The following is a 23711-nucleotide window of genomic DNA, read 5'->3' as shown; positions in this document are numbered from 1 at the left end:
AATGCTTCGGCGTGTTTTTATGTGCGCGGGAAAAGTTTAAGTTGCTGCCCTGAGGGAAAAATGTTATGATAGTCAAAAAGTTGTATCGGTAAAGGGGGGATCCGCTTGCAGTTTTATTTGAAGACTGTAGGGGGAACCCACTGTCTTTTTACCATTTTGAATTTTGACGGCCATCCGGTTTTTGAAGTGACGGGAAAGATCACTCCGTTTGGCTGCAGGATGTTATTGTTCGATGAGGAACACGGTGCCGTCGGACGGATTTCGGGCGTGCGTATTTCCAATTCCATCCGATATTCCGTGGCGGCCGGCGGGCAAAGAGTCAGGGTGACCGTCAATAACTCCTCTCTTCGGCGGCCTGTCAGGATGATGGGAAAGCGCTGGCGCTTCCGCGGCAGTCTTCCGATGCGTTCGTTCGACATTGTGAATGACGTTTCGCAGGTTATCATGACGCACGGCAAGTGTTGGGGAATGGCTGGGGACTGCTATGCCGTTGAAATCGCCGACCCGGAAAATGTTCCTCTTTGCCTGTGCATCGCCGCTCTTTTGGACTGCACGGTTTCGGGTGGATGCGCCGCGCCGGTTCTTGCGGGAGGATAATTGACAAAAAATGCCGAAGGTGTCATAATGATTCGGTCAAACCCGCCGTGCTTGACCGATTGGAGGAAAGTAAATGAGCAGGGAGCTAGCGAAGACCTATGACCCACAGGACGTGGAAGACCGGATTTATGATTTCTGGCTTTCCGGCGGATTTTTTCACGCGGAACGCGACCCGGGGAAAAAACCTTATACGATCGTTATGCCGCCTCCGAACATCACGGGGCAGCTTCATATGGGACACGCCCTTGACTGTACACTGCAGGATATCCTGATCCGCTACCGCAGAATGCAGGGTTACTGCGCTCTCTGGCTGCCGGGAACGGACCATGCCTCCATTGCCACCGAGGCAAAGATCGTCGAGGCCATGCACAAGGAGGGCCTGACGAAAGAAGGAATCGGCCGCGAGGCGTTTTTAAAGCGCGCCTGGGAATGGAGAGAAAAATACGGCAGAAGAATTGTAGAACAGCAGAAAAAACTCGGTTCCTCCTGCGATTGGCAGCGCGAGCGATTTACTTTGGATGAAGGCTGCTCCAAGGCGGTTCGCGAAGTGTTTGTCAACCTGTACGAAAAGGACCTGATTTATCGCGGTGAGCGCATTATCAACTGGTGCCCGCACTGCAGGACCTCCATTTCCGACGCGGAGGTGGAATTCTCCGAGCGGGACGGCTTTTTCTGGCATATCCGCTATCCTTTTAAGGATGGCAGCGGCTACATTCAGCTTGCGACCACGCGTCCCGAAACGATGCTGGGTGACACCGCGGTTGCCGTTCACCCGGAGGATGAGCGGTACAGGGGCCTTGTGGGCAAGACGCTGGTTCTCCCACTGGTGAACCGCGAAATACCGCTGATTGCCGATGAGTATGTGGAACGCGACTTCGGGACCGGCGTGGTGAAAATCACCCCGGCTCACGACCCGAACGACTTTGAAGTAGGGTTGCGCCACCATCTCGATATTATCAACGTAATGGACGAAAGCGGCAATATCAATGAAAACGGCGGTTCCTACTCCGGGATGACCGGCATGGATGCCCGCAAAAAGATTGTGGAAGACCTGAAAGCGGGCGGCTTTCTGGTCAAGGTCGAGCCGATCAAGCACAATGTGGGCGCGTGCTACCGCTGCGGCACTCCGGTCGAGCCGCGGGTCTCCAAACAATGGTTTGTCAAAATGAAACCGATGGCCGAGCCGGCCATCGCGGAAGTTCAGACGGGGAAAACGCAGTTCATTCCGGATCGGTTCTCTAAAATTTATTATCATTGGATGGAAAACATCAAGGATTGGTGTATTTCCCGCCAGCTCTGGTGGGGGCATCGCATTCCCGCCTGGTACTGCCGAGACTGCGGCGAGACGATCGTCGCGCGGGAGGAACCCCATACCTGCCCGAAGTGCGGTTCAAAACATCTGGAGCAGGACCCGGATACGCTGGACACCTGGTTTTCCTCCGCGCTCTGGCCGTTTTCCACGCTCGGATGGCCGGACAAAACTCCCGATTTGGATTATTTTTATCCGACCGACACACTGGTTACCGCCTATGATATTATCTTCTTCTGGGTTGCCCGCATGATCTTCTCCGGAATCGAGCAGATGGGGGAGGTTCCGTTCCACAATGTTCTGATTCACGGTCTGGTGCGCGACGCGCAGGGCCGCAAGATGAGCAAATCGCTCGGAAACGGCATCGAACCGCTGCAGGAGATATCCAAATACGGCGCGGATGCGCTCCGCTTTACGCTGGCAACCGGAAACAGCCCCGGAAACGACATGCGCTATTCCACTGAAAAGGTGGAGGCAAGCCGCAATTTTGCCAATAAGATCTGGAACGCCGCTCGTTTTATCTTGATGAACATCGAAGGAAAGGATGTTCCGAACAGCCTGCCGGAAGAGCTTGCTCTGGAAGACAAATGGATCGTGGATTCCTTTAACCGCGTGGCGGGAGAAATCACCGAAAATCTGGATAAATTCGAGCTGGGAATTGCCGTTCAGAAGCTCTATGACTTCCTTTGGGATGAATTCTGCGACTGGTATATCGAGATTTCCAAAATCCGCCTGAATTCCGGGGATGAACAGGCGGCGCAGGACGCGCGCAGGGTCCTGGTCTGGGTCATGACCGGAACGCTGCAGCTTCTGCATCCGTTTATGCCGTTCATCACGGAGGAAATCTGGCAGACCCTGCCGCACGAGGGCGAGTCGATCATGGTTTCCAAGTGGCCGGAACCGGATGATTCCCACAGCTTTCCGGAAGCGGCGCAGGAAATGGAAAAGATTATGGAGGCCGTGCGTGCCGTGCGCAACCGCCGGTCGGAAATGAATGTGCCGCCGTCGCGCAGAACCCATCTTTCCATCGACACATCATCTCAGAAAACTTTCTTGGACGGCGCCGCAATTTTGGAACGGCTTGCCTATGCGAATCATGTAGAGGTCGGTGTGGATTTGAACGTTTCGGACGCCGTGACCATCGTTACGCCGGATGCGAAACTGCTGATTCCTACGGACGATCTGGTAGACCGTAAGGCGGAGCGGGAACGGCTTTCGAAAGAACTGGAGTCCGCGCTCAAGCAGCTTGCGACGGCGGAAACGAAACTGAAAAATGAGAAATTCCTTTCCAAAGCTCCGGAAAATGTTGTGGACGGCGTCCGTCAGAATGCCGCGAAGCTCAAAGACCATATTGCTTTGATTCAGTCTTCTCTGGAATCTTTATCATAGCCTGGCTTGAAAGCCGGGAGAGGTGAAAGTATGGATGAACTGGAGTCCTTGCCGAATATCGGCAGAATGATGGCGCAGCAGCTTCGGCAGGCCGGAATTGAAACGCCGGAACAGCTCAGAAAGGCGGGGAGCAGAGAGGTCTGACTGCGAATCCAGGGCTTTGACTCTTCCGCCTGTTACAACCGTCTGTGCGCGCTGGAAGGAGCGGTGCAGGGAATACGGTGGCACGGCTTATCGGAGGAGGACAAACGGGAGTTAAAGGACTTTTATCGGGAGCATCGGCTTTGATGCTCCCGGTTTTCGTGTATCAGAAGGATGGATTACATGACGTATGAAGAAGCGGTCCGAAAGATTGAATCCCTGCAGCAGTTCGGCTCCCGGCCGGGCCTGGAGCGCATCCGCGGTCTGATGGGGCGTTTAGGAAACCCTCAGGACGGGCTTCGATTTGTCCATGTGGCCGGGACCAACGGCAAGGGGACGACCTGCGCACTCTTGGCTTCCGTTCTGTGCCGTGCGGGATACCGTACCGGGCTGTATCTTTCTCCTCATCTGTCGGACTTTCGCGAACGGATGCAAATCGACGGCGAGATGATTTCCCATTCCGATCTGGCTTCTCTTGCCGGCCGCGTTTTTCCGGAAATCGAAGAAATGGAATCTCAGGGAGAGATGATTACGGAATTTGAAGCCGTCACCGCGATGGCTTTCCTGTGGTATGCGGATAAGGCCTGCGACCTCGTTGTGCTGGAGGTTGGCCTCGGGGGGCGTCTGGACGCGACCAATGTGATTCAAAAGCCGTTGGTTTCGGTGATTACCTCCATTTCGCTGGACCACACTAAAATCCTTGGCGATACGGTGGAGCAAATTGCTCTGGAAAAGTGCGGGATCATCAAGGAAGGCGGAGTGACCGTCAGCTATCCCGATCAGAAGCCCGGCGCGGCGGAGACCATCCGGAGAACCTCCATGGAGCGGCACAATCGTTTGGTTGAAACGGCTGTTTCCGGAGTGAGGGAGCTTTCCACCGATCTTTTCGGGACGGAGCTTTCCTGGAATGGAATCCGGCTGCATCTTCCGTTTTTGGGAGAGCATCAGGTGAAAAACGCGGTGACTGCCCTCGCCGTGCTCGATGTGCTGCGAAATTCCGGTTATTCCATCCCGGAGGAAGCGGTGAAGCAGGGTTTTTCCGAGGCGGTGTTTCCCGCCCGGTTCGAGGTTCTGTCCCGCTCGCCTCTGGTGATTTTGGACGGAGCGCACAACCCGGACGGAACCGCCGCGCTGGCTTCCGCGGTCCGGCAATACCTTCCGGGCCGCGGCCTGATCGCCGTGATGGGGATGCTGAAGGATAAGGATGTCGATGCGGCGCTGAAAAACCTGTCGGGACTGTTTTCCTATGTGATCACAACGGAGCCCTCCAGTCCCCGCGCCATGAGCGCCCACGAATTGGCGGAGCGGTGGCGGCGGCTGGGAATCCCCGCCGAGCCTGCGGCGGGACAGGACGAGGCGCTTCGCATGGCACACGGCAGACTGAGTTCCAACGGCGCGCTTTTGATCTGCGGGTCCCTCTATCTTGCCGGGGCGGTGCGTTCCCATGCGCTGAAACTTTGGAGTCCGGCGAAAAAATAGAGCCTGTCCGCAAAATTCGAGCAATATTTCAGTCGAAATCCCTTATCTTTATTGAGTAAGGGATTTTTTTATGCGAATGTGAATCATCCGGGTAAAAACGGGAATAATAAATAAATTTATTCAACGGGGGGCTTTCATATGGGCGTCAGGCTGATTCTAAAGGAGGGGGTCCTGACAGCGGTTCTCAGCGGGGAAATCGACCATCATTCCGCAAGGGAGATCCGGGGAGAAATTGATGAAACCGCGTCAAGAATCAAGCCGAAAAAATTGATTTTCGATTTTTCAGCGGTGCAGTTTATGGACAGCTCCGGCATCGGGCTGATTATGGGACGCTGCAAATTGATGCAGTTGTGGGGCGGTAAGGTGGAAATTGTCCGTCTTCCGCCGAAAATTGAAAAAATCGTGTCGCTTGCGGGGCTGAATCAGCTTTGCGCTATTAAGGGAGGGGACTGAATTGAAGTCACTCAATGAGATGTCGGTTTCGTTTCCAAGCTGTTCGTCCAATGAGGCGTTCGCACGCGCTGCGGTTGCGGCGTTCGTCGCACAGCTGGATCCCACGGTGGACGAGCTCTGCGATATCAAAACGGCGGTGTCGGAAGCGGTGACAAACTGTATCGTGCATGCCTATCGGGATACCATAGGAACCGTATACATAACCTGCCGCTTATATGAAAACGGCGCCGTTACAGTCAGGGTCCGAGACAGGGGCTGCGGAATCGAAGATATTGAACAGGCAATGCAGCCGCTTTTTACAACACAGGAGGGAGAACGGGCCGGGCTCGGTTTTGCAGTAATGCAGAGCTTTATGGATCGGCTTCACGTCATCTCCAAACCCGGAAAGGGGACGACGGTCACGATGAAGAAGACAATTGAGCGCCGCCCTCAGAAAAATGGATAGGGATCAGGCGGTTCGGGAAAATATCGGACTCGTCCATTCCTGCGCAAGGCATTTCCGCGGACGCGGCGTCGAGTATGACGATTTGTTCCAGGCGGGATGTCTGGGCCTTGTCAAGGCGGTCGATCACTTTGACCCGGACCGCGGCGTCAAATTTTCCACTTACGCGGTTCCCGTGATTCTGGGGGAGATCCGCAGATTGTTCCGGGACGGCGGGACAATCAAAGTCGGGCGCAGCCTTAAGGAGCTCTCGCTCCGGGCTACGCGTCTTTCCTCCGAATTTTCGGAACGCGAGGGCAGGACGCCGACCGTCCGGGAACTGGCTGATCTGCTCAATGTGGAGCCGGAACAGGCGGCAGAGGCCCTGGGCGCGGCGCAGATGCCGGTTTCTCTCACGGCGGCGGATGAGGACGGGGGAGGCCAGATCGATGTCGAAGTGGACTCGGAGGATGACAAAATCGCCGAATTGCTGTCGCTCAAACAGGTTGTGACGGAACTGGAGCCGCGGGACCGCAGCATTATTATTTTCCGCTACTTCCAGAACCGAACGCAGGTGGAGACCGCATCCGCGCTCGGCATGACGCAGGTCCAGGTTTCCCGGAGGGAAAAGAAGATTCTGAAAGAGCTGCAGCTCAAGCTGACATAAGAAAACCGGGAGGCAGAAACGAGTCTGCCTCCCGGTTTTTGTTCAGATCGATTCGGAGATATCCTTGATATCGTAGGGCGTCTGCTGATACACATAATAGTTCAGCCAGTTGGAAAACATCAGGCTCGCGTGACTGCGCCAGACGAACGGCGGCTCTTTTGTCGCGTCGTTTCCCGGAAAATAATTTTTTGGCATCTCAGGGTGGATTCCCTTTTCCAAGTCCCGCAGATATTCTTTTTTCAGGGTGTCACGGTCGTATTCCTCATGTCCCGTGACAAAAAACTGGCGCCCGCTTTTTGCCGCGATGATATGGGGTCCCGCTTCCCCGGACTCGGTCAATAGTTCAAGTTCCGGATGAACGGCAACGTCTTCTCGGTGAATCTCCGTGTAGCGCGAATGCGGCGCCCAAAAATCGTCGTCGAAACCGCGCACCAGAGGATGCAGGGGAAAAAGGACGCTGTGCATGAAGATGCCCGTCACCTTTTTAGGCAGCAGATATTTGGGCACTCCATAGTGATAGTAAAGCCCGGCCTGTGCTCCCCAGCAGATGTGCATGGTAGAATAGACGTTTCTGCGGCTCCACGCCATCACGTCGCAAAGCTCCGGCCAGTAGTCGACCTCTTCAAAGGGAAGCTTTTCCACCGGGGCTCCGGTAATAATCATTCCGTCAAATTTTTGATCTTTTAACTCGGAGAATGTTTTATAATAAGTATTCAGGTGCGTCTGCGGCGTGTTTTTGGAAATATGAGAAGCCATCTGCATCAATTCCACATCCACCTGCAGCGGCGAATTGCTCAGCTGGCGCAGCAGCTGGGTCTCCGTTTCTATTTTTGTCGGCATCAGATTTAAAATGACAATTTTCAGTGGGCGGATGTCTTGGCTCATCGCCCGCTCCTGGGTCATGACAAAAATATTTTCCGATTCCAGCACATGGCAGGCAGGCAGAGAATTCTGTATTCTGATCGGCAAACCGATTCCTCCTTTCTAAATCGAAGAACGCTGACAAACATTATAACAAACAAAGGATTTTACTTCAAGAACTTAATCAATCAAAAAACTTTTAAAAACTACAAAAAAGCATTGACATCGGTTTTAGGACGTGATATTATAGTAAAGCCGTCGAAAAACGGAATAAAACTCAAGGCAGATTGCTGAAAGGCAAAATGATTTTGCAGTTTCTTCTGTTATATTTGACGATGGGACCTTGAAAATTAAACAACGAGAGACAGAAGAAGGAACCCGTAAAGGACGAGAGTGAAAAGTACTTTCGGACAAAAAGAGACGGAAAACTCTTTCAAAAAAATCACAAGCGATACGTTAGTGTATCGGACTTTAAGAGCCGAAGACGCTCTAAAAGAGATATAAACGCCGGAAGGCGAATATATACCAAATTTTAGAGAGTTTGATCCTGGCTCAGGACGAACGCTGGCGGCGTGCCTAACACATGCAAGTCGAACGGAACCATTTTTGAGCTTGCTTAGAGATGGTTTAGTGGCGGACGGGTGAGTAACGCGTGAGGAACCTGCCTTTCAGAGGGGGATAACGTCTGGAAACGGACGCTAATACCGCATGATATTCCGGAGTCACATGGCACTGGAATCAAAGGAGCAATCCGCTGAGAGATGGACTCGCGTCCGATTAGCCAGTTGGCGGGGCAACGGCCCACCAAAGCGACGATCGGTAGCCGGGCTGAGAGGCTGAACGGCCACATTGGGACTGAGACACGGCCCAGACTCCTACGGGAGGCAGCAGTGGGGGATATTGCACAATGGAGGAAACTCTGATGCAGCAACGCCGCGTGAGGGAAGAAGGTTTTCGGATTGTAAACCTCTGTCCTCAGGGACGATAATGACGGTACCTGAGGAGGAAGCTCCGGCTAACTACGTGCCAGCAGCCGCGGTAATACGTAGGGAGCAAGCGTTGTCCGGATTTACTGGGTGTAAAGGGTGCGTAGGCGGCACTGCAAGTCAGGTGTGAAAACCATGGGCTTAACTCATGGATTGCACTTGAAACTGTGGTGCTTGAGTGAAGTAGAGGCAGGCGGAATTCCCGGTGTAGCGGTGAAATGCGTAGAGATCGGGAGGAACACCAGTGGCGAAGGCGGCCTGCTGGGCTTTAACTGACGCTGAGGCACGAAAGCATGGGTAGCAAACAGGATTAGATACCCTGGTAGTCCATGCCGTAAACGATGATTACTAGGTGTGGGGGGTCTGACCCCTTCCGTGCCGGAGTTAACACAATAAGTAATCCACCTGGGGAGTACGACCGCAAGGTTGAAACTCAAAGGAATTGACGGGGGCCCGCACAAGCAGTGGAGTATGTGGTTTAATTCGAAGCAACGCGAAGAACCTTACCAGGTCTTGACATCCAACTAACGAAGCAGAGATGCATTAGGTGCCCTTCGGGGAAAGTTGAGACAGGTGGTGCATGGTTGTCGTCAGCTCGTGTCGTGAGATGTTGGGTTAAGTCCCGCAACGAGCGCAACCCTTGTGATTAGTTGCTACGCAAGAGCACTCTAATCAGACTGCCGTTGACAAAACGGAGGAAGGTGGGGACGACGTCAAATCATCATGCCCCTTATGACCTGGGCTACACACGTACTACAATGGCCGTTAACAACGGGAAGCGAAGCCGCGAGGTGGAGCAAAACCCCAAAAACGGTCTCAGTTCGGATCGCAGGCTGCAACCCGCCTGCGTGAAGCTGGAATTGCTAGTAATCGCGGATCATCATGCCGCGGTGAATACGTTCCCGGGCCTTGTACACACCGCCCGTCACACCATGGGAGCCGGTAATACCCGAAGTCGGTAGCCTAACCGCAAGGAAGGCGCCGCCGAAGGTAGGATTGGCGACTGGGGTGAAGTCGTAACAAGGTAGCCGTATCGGAAGGTGCGGCTGGATCACCTCCTTTCTATGGAGACATGAGTCATGAACAATGGCTCAGACATCCTAGGTCGGTTACGGAAGACGACTTCTGAACAATCGTTGTTTAATTTTGAAGGCCCCAAGCTGAGCTTGGAGGCACGGCCCGCCGGTGAGAACCGGCAGGAAAGTGCCTTTAAGTGGCGGGACAGTCTGAAAAGGCTCCCGGAATCAGTGTAGGGAACTTCAGTGAGAGAGAACTGAGAAGAACCAGACAGTTGAATCACTTCCATATGGGGGTATAGCTCAGCTGGGAGAGCGCCTGCTTTGCAAGCAGGAGGTCAACGGTTCGATCCCGTTTATCTCCACCACGGACAGACGTCCGTTTCGTCGCGCACAGAACGGGCTGGAAACAGCCGGCAGAGTGCCCGCGCAACAGAAGGAAGTCCGAAAAGTGAACAGGGTGAAGGGTAAGAACCTGAAACCGGCGTTGGAAATGCGAAGGATTGGGGATCAAACCTCTAGCCAGAGCGTCCGACAACAAAATATGGGCTTATAGCTCAGCCGGTTAGAGCGCACGCCTGATAAGCGTGAGGTCGGTGGTTCGAGTCCACTTAAGCCCACCAGCGCACGACAGTGCGCTCGGGATTAATCCATACGAGAACCACATAAGCCATTCAGGCAGAGTGTGACTCGAGGATTAAGCCCACCAGCAGACTGAGTCTGCATGCACGGCCCGCCGTGAAGAAAAGAGCGGGAGACAAACTGAATCGGGCGGGACAGTCGGAAGACGCTCCCAAAAGGTTCACAATTACATATGGTATTTTGAATCCGCGACCGTGAGTCAGGGAAACCGACGGGCGAGAGCGCGACGAGAGACACTGTGTGTCAATACATATGATGTTCCGGTTCATGAAAGTGAAAAGGAATGTTGTGTGTAATCTGCAGGCTGGTAAAGGCCGCGGCAGGTAAGGTTCTTTGAACTGAAAGCTGACCCGCGACGTGCGTCAACCTCAGGTTGTACCTTGAAAACTGAATAAAGCGAGAAGCAGATAAAGCGAGAAAAGTTGTTATTCTAAAAGATTAATCTGATAGAAAAACTACAATTTTGAAGAACCAAAAAATCACATGGTCAAGCTACAAAGAGCGCAAGGGGAATGCCTTGGCACTGGGAGCCGAAGAAGGACGCGGCAAACTGCGAAAAGCTATGGGGAGTCGTAAGCAGGCTTTGATCCATAGGTGTCCGAATGGAGCAATCCGGCCGGAGTTATGTCCGGTCACCGTAAAGTGAATTCATAGCTTTACGGGGGGAACCGCCTGAACTGAAACATCTAAGTAGGGCGAGGAAGAGAAATCAATTGAGATTCCGCAAGTAGTGGCGAGCGAACGCGGAAGAGGCCAAACCGGAGGCAGCAATGCCTTCGGGGTGTGGACAGCCAAAGAGTCTGCGATCCCGAGCAGAACGGCATGGAAAGGCCGACGAGACAGTGTGAAAGTCACGTATGCGAAGGGAAAGCGGAGCGGGCTGTATCCCGAGTACTGCCGGACACGAGAAATCCGGTGGGAACGTGGGGGGACCACCCTCCAAGCCTAAATACTACCCAGTGACCGATAGTGAAGAGTACTGTGAAGGAAAGGTGAAAAGGACCCCGGAAGGGGAGTGAAAAAGAACCTGAAACCTTGTGCTTACAAGCACCGAGAGCCCGTCAACGGGTGATCGGGTACCTTTTGTAGAATGGTCCGGCGAGTGAATGTAACTGGCAAGGTTAAGTCCTTAAGGGACGGAGCCGCAGGGAAACCAAGTCTGAACAGGGCGCATGAAGTCAGTTGTATTCGACCCGAAACCGGGTGACCTACCCATGTCCAGGTTGAAGTGGGGGTAAAACCCCATGGAGGACCGAACCGACTCCCGTTGAAATGGTAGCGGATGAGGTGTGGGTAGCGGAGAAATTCCAATCGAACCCGGAGATAGCTGGTTCTCTCCGAAATAGCTTTAGGGCTAGCCTCGTATCAGATTACCGGAGGTAAAGCACTGAATGGTCTAGGGGCCGAAAGGCTACCGAAGCCTATCAAACTCAGAATGCCGGATAATCGATATACGGGAGTCAGACGGTGTGAGATAAGTTTCATCGTCAAAAGGGAAACAGCCCAGACCCACAGCTAAGGTCCCCAAACACGGTTAAGTGGCAAAGGATGTGGGGTTGCACAGACAACCAGGATGTTGGCTCAGAAGCAGCCATTCATTAAAAGAGTGCGTAATAGCTCACTGGTCGAGTGACCCTGCGCCGAAAATTCAACGGGGCTAAAATCGTGTACCGAAGCTTGGGATGCTCAGTCATTCTCCATAACCTCAATTAGCGAAAGTGAAGAAGGAATCTGGCGGCGCGCAGCGACGCGAAATTACTTAAAAGCTGAAAAGGATTGAGAGCGTGGAGAATGGCTGAGCATGGTAGGAGAGCGTTGAATGAGAGTTGAAGTCGGAGCGGAAGCGCCGGTGGATTTCATTCAAGAGAGAATGCCGGAATGAGTAGCGAGAAATATGTGAGAATCATATTGGCCGAAAGTCTAAGGTTTCTGGAGGAAGGTTCGTCCGCTCCAGGTGAGCCGGGAGCTAAGGTGAGGCCGAAAGGCGTAGCCGATGCACATACGGTTGACATTCCGTAGCCGCAGAAGGATTTAAGTAAGATGACACCTGCAAAGGGCATGACCCGGGCGTTGGTTGACCCGGGCGCAAGGGACCGAAATTTAGTAGGGAAGCATGCTTAGAGCAGGGCGAGAAAAGTCTTATGGGATATCCGATGCGCCCGTACCGCAAACCGACACAGGTAGACAGGAAGAAGATTCCAAGGCCAACGGGAGAAGGGTAGTTAAGGAACTCGGCAAATTGACCCCGTAACTTAGGGATAAGGGGTGCCTCAGAGATGAGGCCGCAGAGAATAGGCCCAGGCGACTGTTTAGCAAAAACACAGGTCTCTGCCAAATCGAAAGATGACGTATAGGGGCTGACACCTGCCCGGTGCTGGAAGGTTAAGAGGAGATGTGCAAGCATTGAATTGAAGCCCCAGTAAACGGCGGCCGTAACTATAACGGTCCTAAGGTAGCGAAATTCCTTGTCGGGTAAGTTCCGACCCGCACGAAAGGTGTAACGATCTGGGCACTGTCTCAATTACCCGCCCGGCGAAATTGTAGTACCGGTGAAGATGCCGGTTACCCGCGACAAGACGGAAAGACCCCATGGAGCTTTACTGCAGTTTAATATTGGGTTTCGGTAATTTATGTACAGGATAGGTGGGAGACTTTGAAACTCTGGCGCCAGCTGGAGCGGAGTCGTCCTTGGGATACCACCCTTAAGTTGCTGAAATTCTAACCTGCGGCCGTGAATCCGGCCGGGGGACATTGTTAGACGGGCAGTTTGACTGGGGCGGTCGCCTCCAAAAGCGTAACGGAGGCGCTCAAAGGTTGGCTCGGCACGGACGGAAACCGTGCGGGAGAGTGTAAACGCATAAGCCAGCCTGACTGCGAGGATGACGGTCCGAGCAGAAACGAAAGTTGGAGTTAGTGATCCGGCGGTATGAGAGTGGAATTGCCGTCGCTCAACGGATAAAAGCTACCCTGGGGATAACAGGCTGATCTCCCCCAAGAGTCCACATCGACGGGGAGGTTTGGCACCTCGATGTCGGCTCATCACATCCTGGGGCTGTATTCGGTCCCAAGGGTTCGGCTGTTCGCCGATTAAAGTGGTACGCGAGCTGGGTTCAGAACGTCGTGAGACAGTTCGGTCCCTATCTGTCGTGGGCGCAGGATATTTGAGGAGAGCTGTCCTTAGTACGAGAGGACCGGGATGGACGCACCTCTGGCGCACCAGTTGTCATGCCAATGGCACAGCTGGGCAACTATGTGCGGATCGGATAAACGCTGAAAGCATCTAAGCGTGAAGCCGACTCCAAGATTAGATATCCCACAGCATAAGCTGGTAAGGCCCCTTGTAGACTACAAGGTTGATAGGCTGCGTGTGTAAGCACGGTAACGTGTTCAGCTTGGCAGTACTAATAGGCCGAGGGCTTGACCATATTTTTGGTTTGCCCGTTCAAGTTCGCTTTTCCCTTCTCAGTCTTTATTCAGTTTTGAAGGTACGATATGTATCTGAAAAAACAGTGCGGGAAAACCCCGTAAGCCGATGGCATGATCGCCGGAGGCGCGTGCCGACCGCATGGTCTATGCACCATTAGCTCAGTTGGTAGAGCACCTGACTCTTAATCAGGGTGTCCCGGGTTCGAATCCCTGATGGTGCACCAAAAGGTAAGCCGGAAAAGGGGTCAGGGACCCTGACTTCCGGACCGGCCGAAAGTGTCGGATTTGATATGGCCCGTTGGTCAAGTGGTTAAGACAGCGGCCTCTCACGCCGTTAACGTGGGTTCGAATCCCGCACGGGTCACCAAGATTTCTAGAATTCTAAAGCGGATTCGAACTCGAGAGGGTCTGAGCGTTAAGAAGTTTTGCCGGTGGCAGAACTTTAGCGAAGAGTGGTGAAGCGCGAAAGTGCAAGCCGGAAGGATGCGGAGCATCCGGCCGAATCCCGCACGGGTCACAGGATTGGTGTTTGATAATTCAATAGGTTGGAATTTAGTTGGTGCCGATTGCGATGAGGGTACACCCGTTCCCATTCCGAACACGGAAGTTAAGCTCATTTGCGCCGAAGATACTTGGCTGGTAACGGCCCGGGACAATAGGTGGTGCCAACATTTTCATATTCCTCGTTAGCTCAGCTGGTAGAGCATGCGGCTGTTAACCGCAGGGTCGTTGGTTCGAGTCCAACACGGGGAGCCAAGATCAGCAGTTCATGCAAAGCATGGGCTGCTGTTTTGTTGTAATACGAAAACTCCCGGCTGTGCCGGGAGTTCCCAAAAAGCTTTAGCGGTGATAATAGTAAAAAACCTCCTTTTGATATAATAAAAGCTGCGGTCTGCCAACTGCAACAAAACATATCAAAAGGAGGCACATTCGACATGAAGACGAATGACATAGATAGTTTAAACCATACGAGCTGGAATTGCAAATACCACATAGTGTTTGCACCCAAGTATCGTAGAAAAGCAGCGTACGGAAATATGCGGGCTGAGATAGGAAAAATACTGCGGGAGTTATGTAACTGGAAACAGGTGGAAATCATGGAAGCAGAGGTGTGTCCGGATCATATACACATGTTGGTAAAAATACCACCGAAGATGAGCGTTTCCGGATTCGTAGGATTTATCAAAGGAAAGAGCACTTTGCTGATATTTGAGCGGCACGCGAATTTGAAGTACAAATATGGGAACCGGACATTTTGGTGTAGAGGCTATTTTGTAGATACGGCAGGGAAAAATGACAAAGCAATAGCTGAGTACATCAAAAATCAATTGGAAGATCAGGTTGAAGACCAGATGACGCTTAAGGAGTATGCAGACCCGTTTACGGGTAGCAAGTAACAAACTTTTGCAATTGGCAGACCGTACCAGCGCCTTGAGGCGCAGCCAGTAATACAGGGCTTTGCCCGCATATGAAGAACCCCCGGCTGTGCCGGGGGGTAACTATTTCTTGCGGCTTTAGCAATAAAAGAACCACTAGCTTTGCAGGTGAGATGAGAATCTTTAGATACAAGAAAATCTCCTTTTGTTAGAATAGATGCAGGTCTGCCAACCGCATTAACAACAAAAGGAGATTTTGTCATGAAAGACATACAAAGTTTATCACATTCAAAGTGGAGATGCCAGTATCATATTGTATTTGCTCCAAAATATCGCGGAAGGGAAATATATGGGCAGATAAAAGCGGATAGGGTAAAAGTAGTTTGATGATATTCGATAGGCGTGCAAATTTGAAGTACAAGTATGGAACGCGATATTTTTGGTGCCGTGGATATTTTGTAGACACAGTGGGCCGTAACAGGAAAGCAATTGAAGAATATATTAAAAATCAATTGCAGAAAGATGTTGCGATCAATTGCTAGAAATCACATAGCCGCTTTGTTCAAGGGGATATTGATGGGGCACCGCAAAATTGTCTTTCATATAGTGAATCCTAAGGCATTATACGCAACAGTATCCGGAAAAATCGTGCCCTTATTTTTTCGCACAGGCGTTGACAAACAGATCGAAAATTCCCTGCATTGTCCTATCCCCATAGGCCGCCATCAACTCCGGATGCCACTGGATGCCGACCACGAATTCGTTGGATTCTTGCTCGATCTCCTCAATAATACCGTCTGTGGCAGTAGCGCTGATCCGAAAACCGGCGGCGACACGGTGAACCGCCTGATGGTGGAAGCTGTTGACCCGCACCGTATCCCCCAGCAAACTGTGCAGACAACTCTCTGCCCGGACATGTACCGTGTGGCAGGGAGCATTTGGAGCGGCCTCTTGAAAATGCTTGAGTGCCGGGGATCCGCTCTTGAGAGAAACATCCTGATACAGCGTGCCGCCAAAGGCCACATTGAGGGCTTGTATGCCTCGGCAGATACCCAAAATGGGGCGATGAAGCCGGGAAGCGTTTCGGATGGCGCAGAAGTCGGTGTGATCCCGCTCCGCGCAGAAGAAACCTTGCTTCAGCGTCGGTTCTTCCCCATACTCCAGCGGATTGACGTCGACGCCGCCGGTGACAATCAGACCGTCCATCGCTTGTACGGCGGTCACCACCACCTCGTCGTTCCACGTCAACGGTATCACCAGCGGTACCCCGCCGGCACGGATGACCGATACCACATAGGCGTTGCTCACATTAAGCCGCTGGCCGCCTTCCGGCCTGCCAGCTTCCTCTGATTGAAAATTTCCCATGATTCCAACGATTGGTTTTGACATGTTATTTCCCCAGCCTTCTAACGATCCGAATGAAATGATTAAGAACAGTTGTCGGCAACAAAGCAGATGTCCTTATGTTAGTGTTCATAACGGGTATCTTTCCTATTGAATAGACAAATACCTGGCTCGTCTCTAATTCGTAATTTTGAAAACACCACACCAGAAAATATAAGTGCTGCGCCTATGTAACTTTTCACGCCCAATTCTCCAATCCAGCCCCGTCCTTCCCTTCGTACTTATTGTATACTGGCTCTATAAATAAGTAAAACAAAAATATTTATATAAATATTGGAATTTGTGAACCATGGATCGATATTTGGAAGCTTTAGCGAAAGAAGCGTTCATTCTTTTGGAGGAAGAGCGCTACTATGAATCGCTGGAGGCGTTCAAACCCATCGGAATAACCCCAAACTAAAGGTACACCAATCATGACGATTATGCAATCGTGACGATGGTAGAAGCAGGGCTGGGCGTCAGTATCCTGCAGAGCTTATACTTCATCGCACAAATTACAATATTGCTCTGTTGCCGACTGACCCGCCTATCGGGAGACCACTTGCAATAGGTTATAAAGATAAGAATAGCTTGCCGATCTCAAGCAAGTATTTCATTGAGTTTTTACTAAACAATATTGAAGCGTTGCCGTGACGTCATCATACCGTATGAAGGAAGTGCTGCCAACAGAATGAGAAGAAAGACAGTCAGAAGCCTGGGCAAATGCAACGCATCCCAAAAAAAGGAAACAGTCTCCCTCCCGGATTAAGAAGTGGGGGGAGACTGTTTTGAAAAATCTGGAGCATGAATGTCAGATACCTGGAGAAGGCGAATGGATTTACTCCACAATGACCCTTCGGGCGTTTTCCATTTCTTCTTCACTCATCTCTTGACCGATGCCGGGGAGTTCCGGGACAGGATAGAATCCATCTGCCGGATGGTAATAATATTTACCGGCTTTTCTGAATTTTGTCAACAAATTTGCGTTGTGTTCCTCGTGAATCACAAAGTTGGGAATGGCCGATTCAACCTGGAGTGCAGCCGCCGTTGCAATGGGGCCGCCGCAGACATGAATCTGCACGCCGACATCATAGACCTGAGCCATGTCGCAGATCTTTTTGGTTTCGGTAATACCGCCGGTATTGCACAGGTCGGGTTGGACAATGCTTAAGGTGCGGTCCTCAAAGAACTGGCGAAAACCCCAGCGAGTGTAGCTGCGCTCCCCGGTGGCCAGGGGCAAAGAACAACGTTCCTTAATATGCTTGAAAACTTCGGGATTACAGGGCATGGTGGGCTCTTCATAGTACATGATGCGGTAGGGTTCCAGAGCCTTGCCCAGCTCGGCGGCTGTATTTGCATCCAGCAAAGAGTGGATTTCCACGATGATATCCAGGTCGGGCCCGCCGGCCTCACGAGCTGCCGCGATACGCTCTACCGACCGTTGCAGGTCATGCTGACGATAGGATCCCCGGTGGTGTGTTCCCTGCGTGTTGAACACTTCACCAAAAGGTTTCGTTTCGGTTGGAGCGAAGACGGGGTCGATTTTTACAGCGTCATAACCGTCCTCCACTGCGTTTTTGACCACGTCGTAATAATCTTTCGGATCGTAGAGCAAGGTTAGATTATCATTGGCTTCAATCAACTTGCTCCAGCCGAACTGAAGCTGGCTGGCGTAGGCCCGCAGCTTTTTGTTTGTTTTTCCACCGATCAGTTTATAAACGGGGACGTTAAGAGCCTTTCCTTTAATATCCCAGCAGGCTGTGTCAATGGCGGCCATAGCGGAAGTAATAACAACGCCGCCGCCCATTCCCCAGAAGGTGTGGCGGTGCAGGTGCTCCCAAATCTCCTCGGTATTGAACGGATCCATGCCGATAATCAGCTTGGCAAAGTCCTGACACTGCCCGAACGCCGCCTCCCAGGAATTTCCATAGGCCAAACCTGCCTCGCCGAATCCGCTGATGCCTTCGTCCGTGTTTATTTTCACGGTAATAAAATTGCCCAAATAGCATTCTACACTGGTGATTTTCATCTGTTTATCCCTTTCTTGTTCTTACAGTTATTCCACCGCATACTTAATGGAGTGCTCCATGGCCCAGGGGCTGATTTCAGCGCCCAAGCCGGGTCCCTCAGGCACTTTGAATCTACCGTTGACTGGCTGGAAGTCCACCGTGCACAGTTCCCGGTTATAGTCGTGAAGATTAAACACATGGTGCTCATGAATGACAAAGTTGGGAATGACCGCTTCCAAATGAAGTGCCGCGGCAGTGGAAAGCGGACTGGCGCAGACGTGGGCCTGAACACCGATATCATACACATAGGCCATATCACAGATTTTCTTGGCTTCGGTCAGGCCGCCGCAGTTTCCAACATCAGGCTGAATGACCTGGATGCCTTGTTCCTCAAAATAAGGTGCATACTGCCAGCGTGAATAAACCCGTTCGCCGTGGGAAATAGGCATGGACAGCTTGTCGGAGATAAACTTCGCGGTCTTCGGGGTGGGGGTGTTGGGTTCTTCAAAATAAAAGATATTGTATTTTTGCACCGCGCGGCCCAGTTGAACGGCGCTTTGGGCATCAGGCCGCGAATGATTTTCCATGATGATGTCCACATTAGGGCCAATGGCTTCTCGAACAGCCTTGACCCGGCTTTCCACCACATTGACATAGTAGGGAGAAAGCAGGCGGCAGCACTCCTCATCGGTGTAAGCGTGACCGTCTTTCGGATCGTAGGTGAAAAAGTCGATCTTGATGCAGTCATATCCTTCTTTTACCGCTTTCATGGCGTTGTCCACATAGTCCTGAACAGCAACAGCGTCGTGAGGGGCGCTCATAGTCAGGCTGTCTTTGCATGTATCCCGCCCCCACCCAAATTGGAGCTGGCTGGCATAGGTGCGCAGGTCATTCCGCCGCTTGCCGCCCAACAGCTTGTAGACGGGAACGTTGAAATGCTTCCCTTTGATGTCCCACAGGGCGATATCAATGGCACTGATGCCGGCGAATACCACCGGACCGCCGTTCTGGCCCCAGAAGGTGCACTTGTAAAGTTTATCCCAGATGACTTCGTTATCCAACGGGTCCATACCGATGATAAGGTTCGCAAGGTCACGAATCATACCAGCCGCCGCAGGCGCGCCATTGCAGTAGGCCAAAGCAGCCTCTCCGTCTCCGTAAGTTCCTTCGTCGGTGTAGATCCGACAGAGCACGGGGCGCCATTCAGGGCGTCGGGCCTGAACTTCAAATACTTCCACCTTTGTGATTTTCATAAAGCATTGCCTCCTTCATGGTATTAAGATTCATTTTTTACAGAACACTCTTCTTCGTCCCCGGTCCAAACCGAGGTATGGATAACAATATTACCGGTCTTAGAACGCCAAATGCCAATGATGGACAGCACCAAGATCGCGGCCACGTTGACAGCGGCCAAAGCGGGACTCATAGAGAGACAGGATTTCCATAGAACTACGATAAAAAAGGCCATTGACACCCAGCAGATGATGTAATAAACAGCATTGGGCACGTGAAAGCGGGCCTTTGCCCAAGCCTTCGGATACTTTTTGGGAAGTTTAAGATACGCCACCATATTGAGAAAGGCGAAAGCCGAGGTAATCAACTGCACCATGTTGACAATTACCTCAATAGAGAAACCGAAGATGATGGGAATCATGCCGAGAATATACATAAATGTTAAGATATATATCCGAGACCCGACCTTGTTTTTTTTCCCGAAAATAGTGGGCAGCCAGCCGTCATCACAGGACTGTCCGATATTAATGGCATTATAAGCAAAAGTGGAGTTCAGGGTGGACAGCAACGCCATGATCGGTCCGCCAATGATAAAGGCATAGAACAGCCAGGCGGGGAAGATACGTTGAGCGGCAAAAACCAAGGTAATGGAGGAACCGTACTCTTTTATACTCATAACGCCCGCGCCGGCCATGGCCACGCCTATGTACAGAACAATCAGGGAAAGAGCTGTAGTAATCATGGCGACAGGAATATCCCTCTTAGCGTTTTTTGCGTCACGGCCATAAGCGATCGTCATGTAATAGCCTTGGCAGGAGTAGACAAACAGCAGCACTGCGCCGGTGAAGCCCCCGCTAATTTGGCCATTGGTAAAAGTAATCCCCCAACCATTGGTAAGAAAGTTGGAATCGCCGGCATCAAAGATGGGCAGTTTCATTTTGAAAATGCCGACGATTGCAAAAATGAGCAGCGCCGCAATAAGCAGCCAGGTCATGATCTTCTGTGCCTTCGCCATAATGTTAATGCCAAGAAGATTGACTATAAAAAAGAAGGTTAACAAGGCGCCGCCCACAACGATGTGAGCTATTTTGCCATTGAGGAAAGGAATGATATCACCTAAATACGCAGCGGCTGATGCGCCGAAGAGGGAAAGGGAAAGACACTGAGTCAGGTAGGCAAAGGCAAAAATGCCGGCTGTTGTGGGACCGGCCAGATCACACAGCATAGAGTAGTTGCCGCCGCCCATACGCAGGGTAGAAGAAACAAAAATAGTGGGCAGCACCATGATAAAGCCCATGACAATCGCCATAAAATATGCCAGCCATGCTGAGTAGCCGGTCATCTTAATCGCTGGAACGACGAGGGTGATAACACCCGCCCCAATGACCTGACCGAGGGCCAACGCGTAGAGCTCCGTCTTTCCTAAGGTGCCAGCTTTGGGTTCCGGCTCGCGAATAACGTTGATCGCCATAATAACGTCTCCTTTTGTATGGATTGTTTTTATTAATCAGGCTGCTTTCTGCTCGAGCTGGTTCCTGGTATGGAGTTTCTGCTATGTAAATCGACAGATCTGTTGCTACTCTACCACGGCTTTTGCATCAACCCCGCTAGTCATGGCATAGTCGGATATTTCGCACGCCAATCCAGGCCCTTCCGGCACCATGAATCTGCCGTTGACCGGCTGCCAGTTTACCGTACACAGGCGCTGATTGAATTCTTCCAGGTTAATTTGGTGATGTTCATGGATGACAAAGTTAGGAATGACAGCTTCCAATTGGAGAGCCGCTGAGGTGGATAAAGGGCTGGCGCAGACGTGGGCCTGAACGCTGATGTCATATACATAGGCCATGTCACAGATCTTTTTGCCTTCGGTTATGCCGCCGCAGTTTCCAAGATCCGGCTGAATGACCTGTACGGACATATTTTCAAAATAAGGGGCGTACTGCCATCTGGAATAGACCCGCTCGCCGTGGGAGATGGGCATAGCCAGCTTGTCGGAGATAAACTTGGCTGTCTTGGGTGTGGGGGTATTGGGCTCTTCAAAGTAGAAAATATTATATTTTTCCAAAGCCCGGCCGATCTGTACGGCGCTTTGAGCGTCCGGGAAAGAATGATTCTCTACAATGATATCCACATTTGGGCCTACCTCTTTTCGACAGGCCCGCACGCGATCCTCCACGATTTTAATATAGTAAGGAGAAAGCAGGCGGGTTTGGATTTCTCCCGCCATCGGTTCGTTTTTTTCCGCCTTGCCCGGACCGTTCCAGACCGTACCGTCCACGTCATAGTCAAAAAAGTCCAGTTTTACGCAGTCATAGCCCTGGGCCACGGCGATGCGGCAATTTTCGGCATAGTCTTCCGGCTTACAGCATTTATGGTTTGTGCCGGGGCCCCAGCCGTAAGTAAGCTGGCTTGCATAGGTACGTAAATTGTCGCGGCGCTTGCCTCCCAGCAACTTATAGATGGGGACGTTAAAGTATTTGCCTTTGATATCCCACAGGGCGATGTCAAGCGCACTGATTCCGGCAAACACTACCGGCCCGCCGTTCTGACCCCAGAAAGTGCATTTGTAAAGTTTATCCCAAATCACCTCATTGTCCAGAGGGTCCATACCGATGATGAGCGTTGCCAAATCCTTAATCATGCTGAAAGCCGCAGGTGCCGCAATGCCATAGGCTAAGGCGGCCTCGCCGTCACCGTAGATGCCCGCATCGGTGTGAATCCGGCAAAAAACAGGTCTCCATCCAGGATGTTCCACCGGGGCCTTTTCCAGAAACACGTCAACCCTTGTGATTTTCATTACAACTCCTCCTAATATTTATTTGGCAATCCAACCAGCGGATTTACTCAACAAGTTTATAGAGAATCGCCCGGTCAATGGCCTCCTGAAGAAATTCGTTCCCGATTCCGGGAAGTTCAGGAACGGAAAAATAGCCGTTTTCCGGTTGAAGATTGTATTTTGTTAAACCCAGGCAAGTGTCCATCCGGTTGCAGGTATGATGTTCGTGAATGACAAAGTTGGGAATGGTGCATTCTACATGAAGGGCGGCATTGGTGGCAAGCGGACTGCCCGCCACGTGGACCTGAACTCCGACATCGAAAGCATGAGCCATGTCGCAGATTTTCTTTACCTCACTGATACCGCCGCAGTTGCCGATATCCGGCTGAGCCAGCTGGAGCAGATTTTTCTTAAAATATTCCGCATACTGCCAGCGTGAAAAAATACGCTCCCCGTTCGCAATGGGAACCGAGGTATATTTTGTAATGTATTCCACTGTCTGCGGCGTGGGCGTGTTGGGTTCTTCAAAGGCCAGAATATGATATTTCTCCGCCAGCCTGCCCAACTGCACCGCACCTAAGGCATCAGGGTAAGAATGGTTTTCCATGATGATATCCACTTCGTCACCGGCAGCTTCCCGGGCCGCCTTCATGCGGGCTTCCACCATCTTAAGCTGTTTGGGAGTCAGAAATCCTGTGGTATCCAAAAAGTTTAAGGGTTTTCCTTCTTCATCCCGGTCAAAAAAGTCGATCTTCACTGCATCGAAGCCCTCTTCAACGGCCAGCTTGACATTGTGTGCATAGTCTTCCGGGGTAACCGCCCACAGATGATCGCTCACTCCCACCTGACCCCAGCCAAACTGAAGCTGGCTGGCATAAGTGCGAAGTTTTTCCCGGACCTTACCTCCCAATAGCTGGTAAACGGGTACATTGTAATACTTGCCCTTGATATCCCACAGGGCCACGTCAATGGCGGCAATCCCGGAAAATACCACTGGGCCGCCGTTTTGTCCCCAGAAGCTTTTCTTATACATAGTTTCCCAAATGAACTCTGTTCGGAGGGGGTCCAATCCAATGATAAGTTCCGCTAAATCGCACACCATGCCGAAAGCGGCGCTTCCTCCCACCCCATAGGCCATGCCGGCCTCACCGTCGCCTCGCAGCCCGGTATCCGTATGGATACGGCAGCCGATGGGACTGTTTTGTCTGTTGTTGACCGTTGAAAGCCGAAACACTTCTACTTTTGTGATCTTCATGGTCATTCCTCCAGTACATTAACCTATTGAGCTGTTCGCTATGTTATATATTATATATTTAGGTTATACGATAGTCAATGATTAATTAACATTTTTACAGATAACATTAAAAATGACTATATATTTTGTGCAAAAGGTAGATTGAACGGAAGCCTGAGAGTATTGCTTGTACTGATTCAGTCAAAGGGCATTTTTCAACAAGCTCCGTTGCTCCCTTTTTGAAATTCAGCTGGATATGCGAAAATCGGACAGGCGGTTAATTGCATACCGACTGTCCGAATAATTGGAT

At 51.6% G+C, this 23711-nt stretch carries 14 protein-coding genes, 5 tRNA genes, 3 rRNA genes and 2 pseudogenes; 17 read left to right on the top strand and 7 right to left on the bottom strand.

The window, feature by feature from the left end:
• Positions 1-105 precede the first annotated feature (105 nt).
• The 7 genes and pseudogenes from VA597_RS11080 to VA597_RS11050 all read left to right on the top strand — a co-directional run bounded on the left by VA597_RS11080 (position 106) and on the right by VA597_RS11050 (position 6456).
• Positions 106-597, top strand: a complete 492-nt coding sequence (locus VA597_RS11080) for a hypothetical protein (RefSeq protein ID WP_128742888.1) — start codon at positions 106-108, stop codon at positions 595-597.
• 73 nt (positions 598-670) lie between these two features.
• Positions 671-3295, top strand: coding sequence for a valine--tRNA ligase (locus VA597_RS11075; protein ID WP_128742887.1), 2625 nt, complete (start codon positions 671-673; stop codon positions 3293-3295).
• A gap of 30 nt (positions 3296-3325) precedes the next feature.
• Positions 3326-3583 (top strand): annotated as a pseudogene (locus VA597_RS11070) (TfoX/Sxy family protein).
• Positions 3584-3619: 36 nt separating this feature from the next.
• A complete protein-coding gene (locus VA597_RS11065; protein WP_128742885.1) occupies positions 3620-4915 on the top strand; it encodes a bifunctional folylpolyglutamate synthase/dihydrofolate synthase in 1296 nt (431 codons plus the stop codon).
• Between the two features lie 138 nt (positions 4916-5053).
• Positions 5054-5368 carry an STAS domain-containing protein gene (locus VA597_RS11060; protein WP_128742884.1) on the top strand — a complete coding sequence of 105 codons (315 nt, stop codon included), beginning with the start codon at positions 5054-5056 and terminating at the stop codon, positions 5366-5368.
• Position 5369: 1 nt separating this feature from the next.
• Entirely contained in the window at positions 5370-5813 is a 444-nt protein-coding gene (gene spoIIAB, locus VA597_RS11055; protein ID WP_305764108.1) for an anti-sigma F factor, read from the top strand.
• The gene (locus tag VA597_RS11050) at positions 5806-6456 is read left to right on the top strand and encodes a sigma-70 family RNA polymerase sigma factor (RefSeq protein ID WP_128742882.1); all 651 of its coding nucleotides are present in this window, start codon (positions 5806-5808) and stop codon (positions 6454-6456) included. The genes spoIIAB and VA597_RS11050 overlap by 8 nt, the downstream gene beginning before the upstream one ends.
• Positions 6457-6498: 42 nt before the next feature.
• On the opposite strand, the gene metA is transcribed toward VA597_RS11050, so the two are convergent.
• Positions 6499-7425: a homoserine O-acetyltransferase MetA gene (gene metA, locus VA597_RS11045; RefSeq protein WP_128742880.1), complete on the bottom strand. Its 927-nt coding sequence runs from the start codon at positions 7423-7425 to the stop codon at positions 6499-6501.
• A 421-nt stretch (positions 7426-7846) separates the two neighbouring features.
• Between metA and VA597_RS11040 the strand changes: the two genes are divergently transcribed.
• From VA597_RS11040 to VA597_RS10995, 10 genes and pseudogenes are all read left to right on the top strand, one after another.
• Positions 7847-9365: ribosomal RNA gene (locus VA597_RS11040) — 16S ribosomal RNA — on the top strand.
• Between the two features lie 246 nt (positions 9366-9611).
• Positions 9612-9687 (top strand) — tRNA-Ala (locus VA597_RS11035).
• Positions 9688-9865: 178 nt separating this feature from the next.
• A tRNA-Ile gene (locus tag VA597_RS11030) sits at positions 9866-9942 on the top strand.
• Positions 9943-10446: 504 nt separating this feature from the next.
• Positions 10447-13386: ribosomal RNA gene (locus tag VA597_RS11025) — 23S ribosomal RNA — on the top strand.
• Between the two features lie 149 nt (positions 13387-13535).
• Positions 13536-13611: transfer RNA gene (locus tag VA597_RS11020), tRNA-Lys, on the top strand.
• A gap of 68 nt (positions 13612-13679) precedes the next feature.
• Positions 13680-13754 (top strand) — tRNA-Glu (locus VA597_RS11015).
• 188 nt (positions 13755-13942) lie between these two features.
• Positions 13943-14058, top strand: a 5S ribosomal RNA gene (gene rrf / locus VA597_RS11010).
• Together the 16S, 23S and 5S rRNA genes with 5 tRNA genes alongside form the textbook arrangement of a ribosomal RNA operon.
• A gap of 9 nt (positions 14059-14067) precedes the next feature.
• A tRNA-Asn gene (locus VA597_RS11005) sits at positions 14068-14143 on the top strand.
• 179 nt (positions 14144-14322) lie between these two features.
• Entirely contained in the window at positions 14323-14784 is a 462-nt protein-coding gene (tnpA, locus tag VA597_RS11000; RefSeq protein ID WP_128742878.1) for an IS200/IS605 family transposase, read from the top strand.
• A 240-nt stretch (positions 14785-15024) separates the two neighbouring features.
• Positions 15025-15305: pseudogene (locus tag VA597_RS10995) on the top strand (transposase).
• Between the two features lie 112 nt (positions 15306-15417).
• Here VA597_RS10995 and VA597_RS10990 read toward each other — a convergent pair.
• The 6 genes from VA597_RS10990 to VA597_RS10965 all read right to left on the bottom strand — a co-directional run bounded on the left by VA597_RS10990 (position 15418) and on the right by VA597_RS10965 (position 23422).
• The gene (locus VA597_RS10990) at positions 15418-16152 is read right to left on the bottom strand and encodes a gamma-glutamyl-gamma-aminobutyrate hydrolase family protein (RefSeq protein WP_128742876.1); all 735 of its coding nucleotides are present in this window, start codon (positions 16150-16152) and stop codon (positions 15418-15420) included.
• Between the two features lie 832 nt (positions 16153-16984).
• A complete protein-coding gene (locus VA597_RS10985; protein WP_128742875.1) occupies positions 16985-18175 on the bottom strand; it encodes a mandelate racemase/muconate lactonizing enzyme family protein in 1191 nt (396 codons plus the stop codon).
• A 27-nt stretch (positions 18176-18202) separates the two neighbouring features.
• Positions 18203-19408, bottom strand: a complete 1206-nt coding sequence (locus VA597_RS10980) for a mandelate racemase/muconate lactonizing enzyme family protein (protein ID WP_128742873.1) — start codon at positions 19406-19408, stop codon at positions 18203-18205.
• A 23-nt stretch (positions 19409-19431) separates the two neighbouring features.
• A complete protein-coding gene (locus tag VA597_RS10975; protein ID WP_326974577.1) occupies positions 19432-20859 on the bottom strand; it encodes an APC family permease in 1428 nt (475 codons plus the stop codon).
• 105 nt (positions 20860-20964) lie between these two features.
• Positions 20965-22188 carry a mandelate racemase/muconate lactonizing enzyme family protein gene (locus VA597_RS10970; protein ID WP_128742869.1) on the bottom strand — a complete coding sequence of 408 codons (1224 nt, stop codon included), beginning with the start codon at positions 22186-22188 and terminating at the stop codon, positions 20965-20967.
• A gap of 43 nt (positions 22189-22231) precedes the next feature.
• Positions 22232-23422, bottom strand: a complete 1191-nt coding sequence (locus tag VA597_RS10965; RefSeq protein WP_128742867.1) for a mandelate racemase/muconate lactonizing enzyme family protein — start codon at positions 23420-23422, stop codon at positions 22232-22234.
• Positions 23423-23711 lie beyond the last annotated feature (289 nt).

The organism is Caproicibacter sp. BJN0012, assembly GCF_035986805.1.
Classification (GTDB): domain Bacteria; phylum Bacillota; class Clostridia; order Oscillospirales; family Acutalibacteraceae; genus Caproicibacter.
Note: the sequence above shows the minus strand (reverse complement) of the source record. Positions and strands in the feature narration are given on the sequence as shown.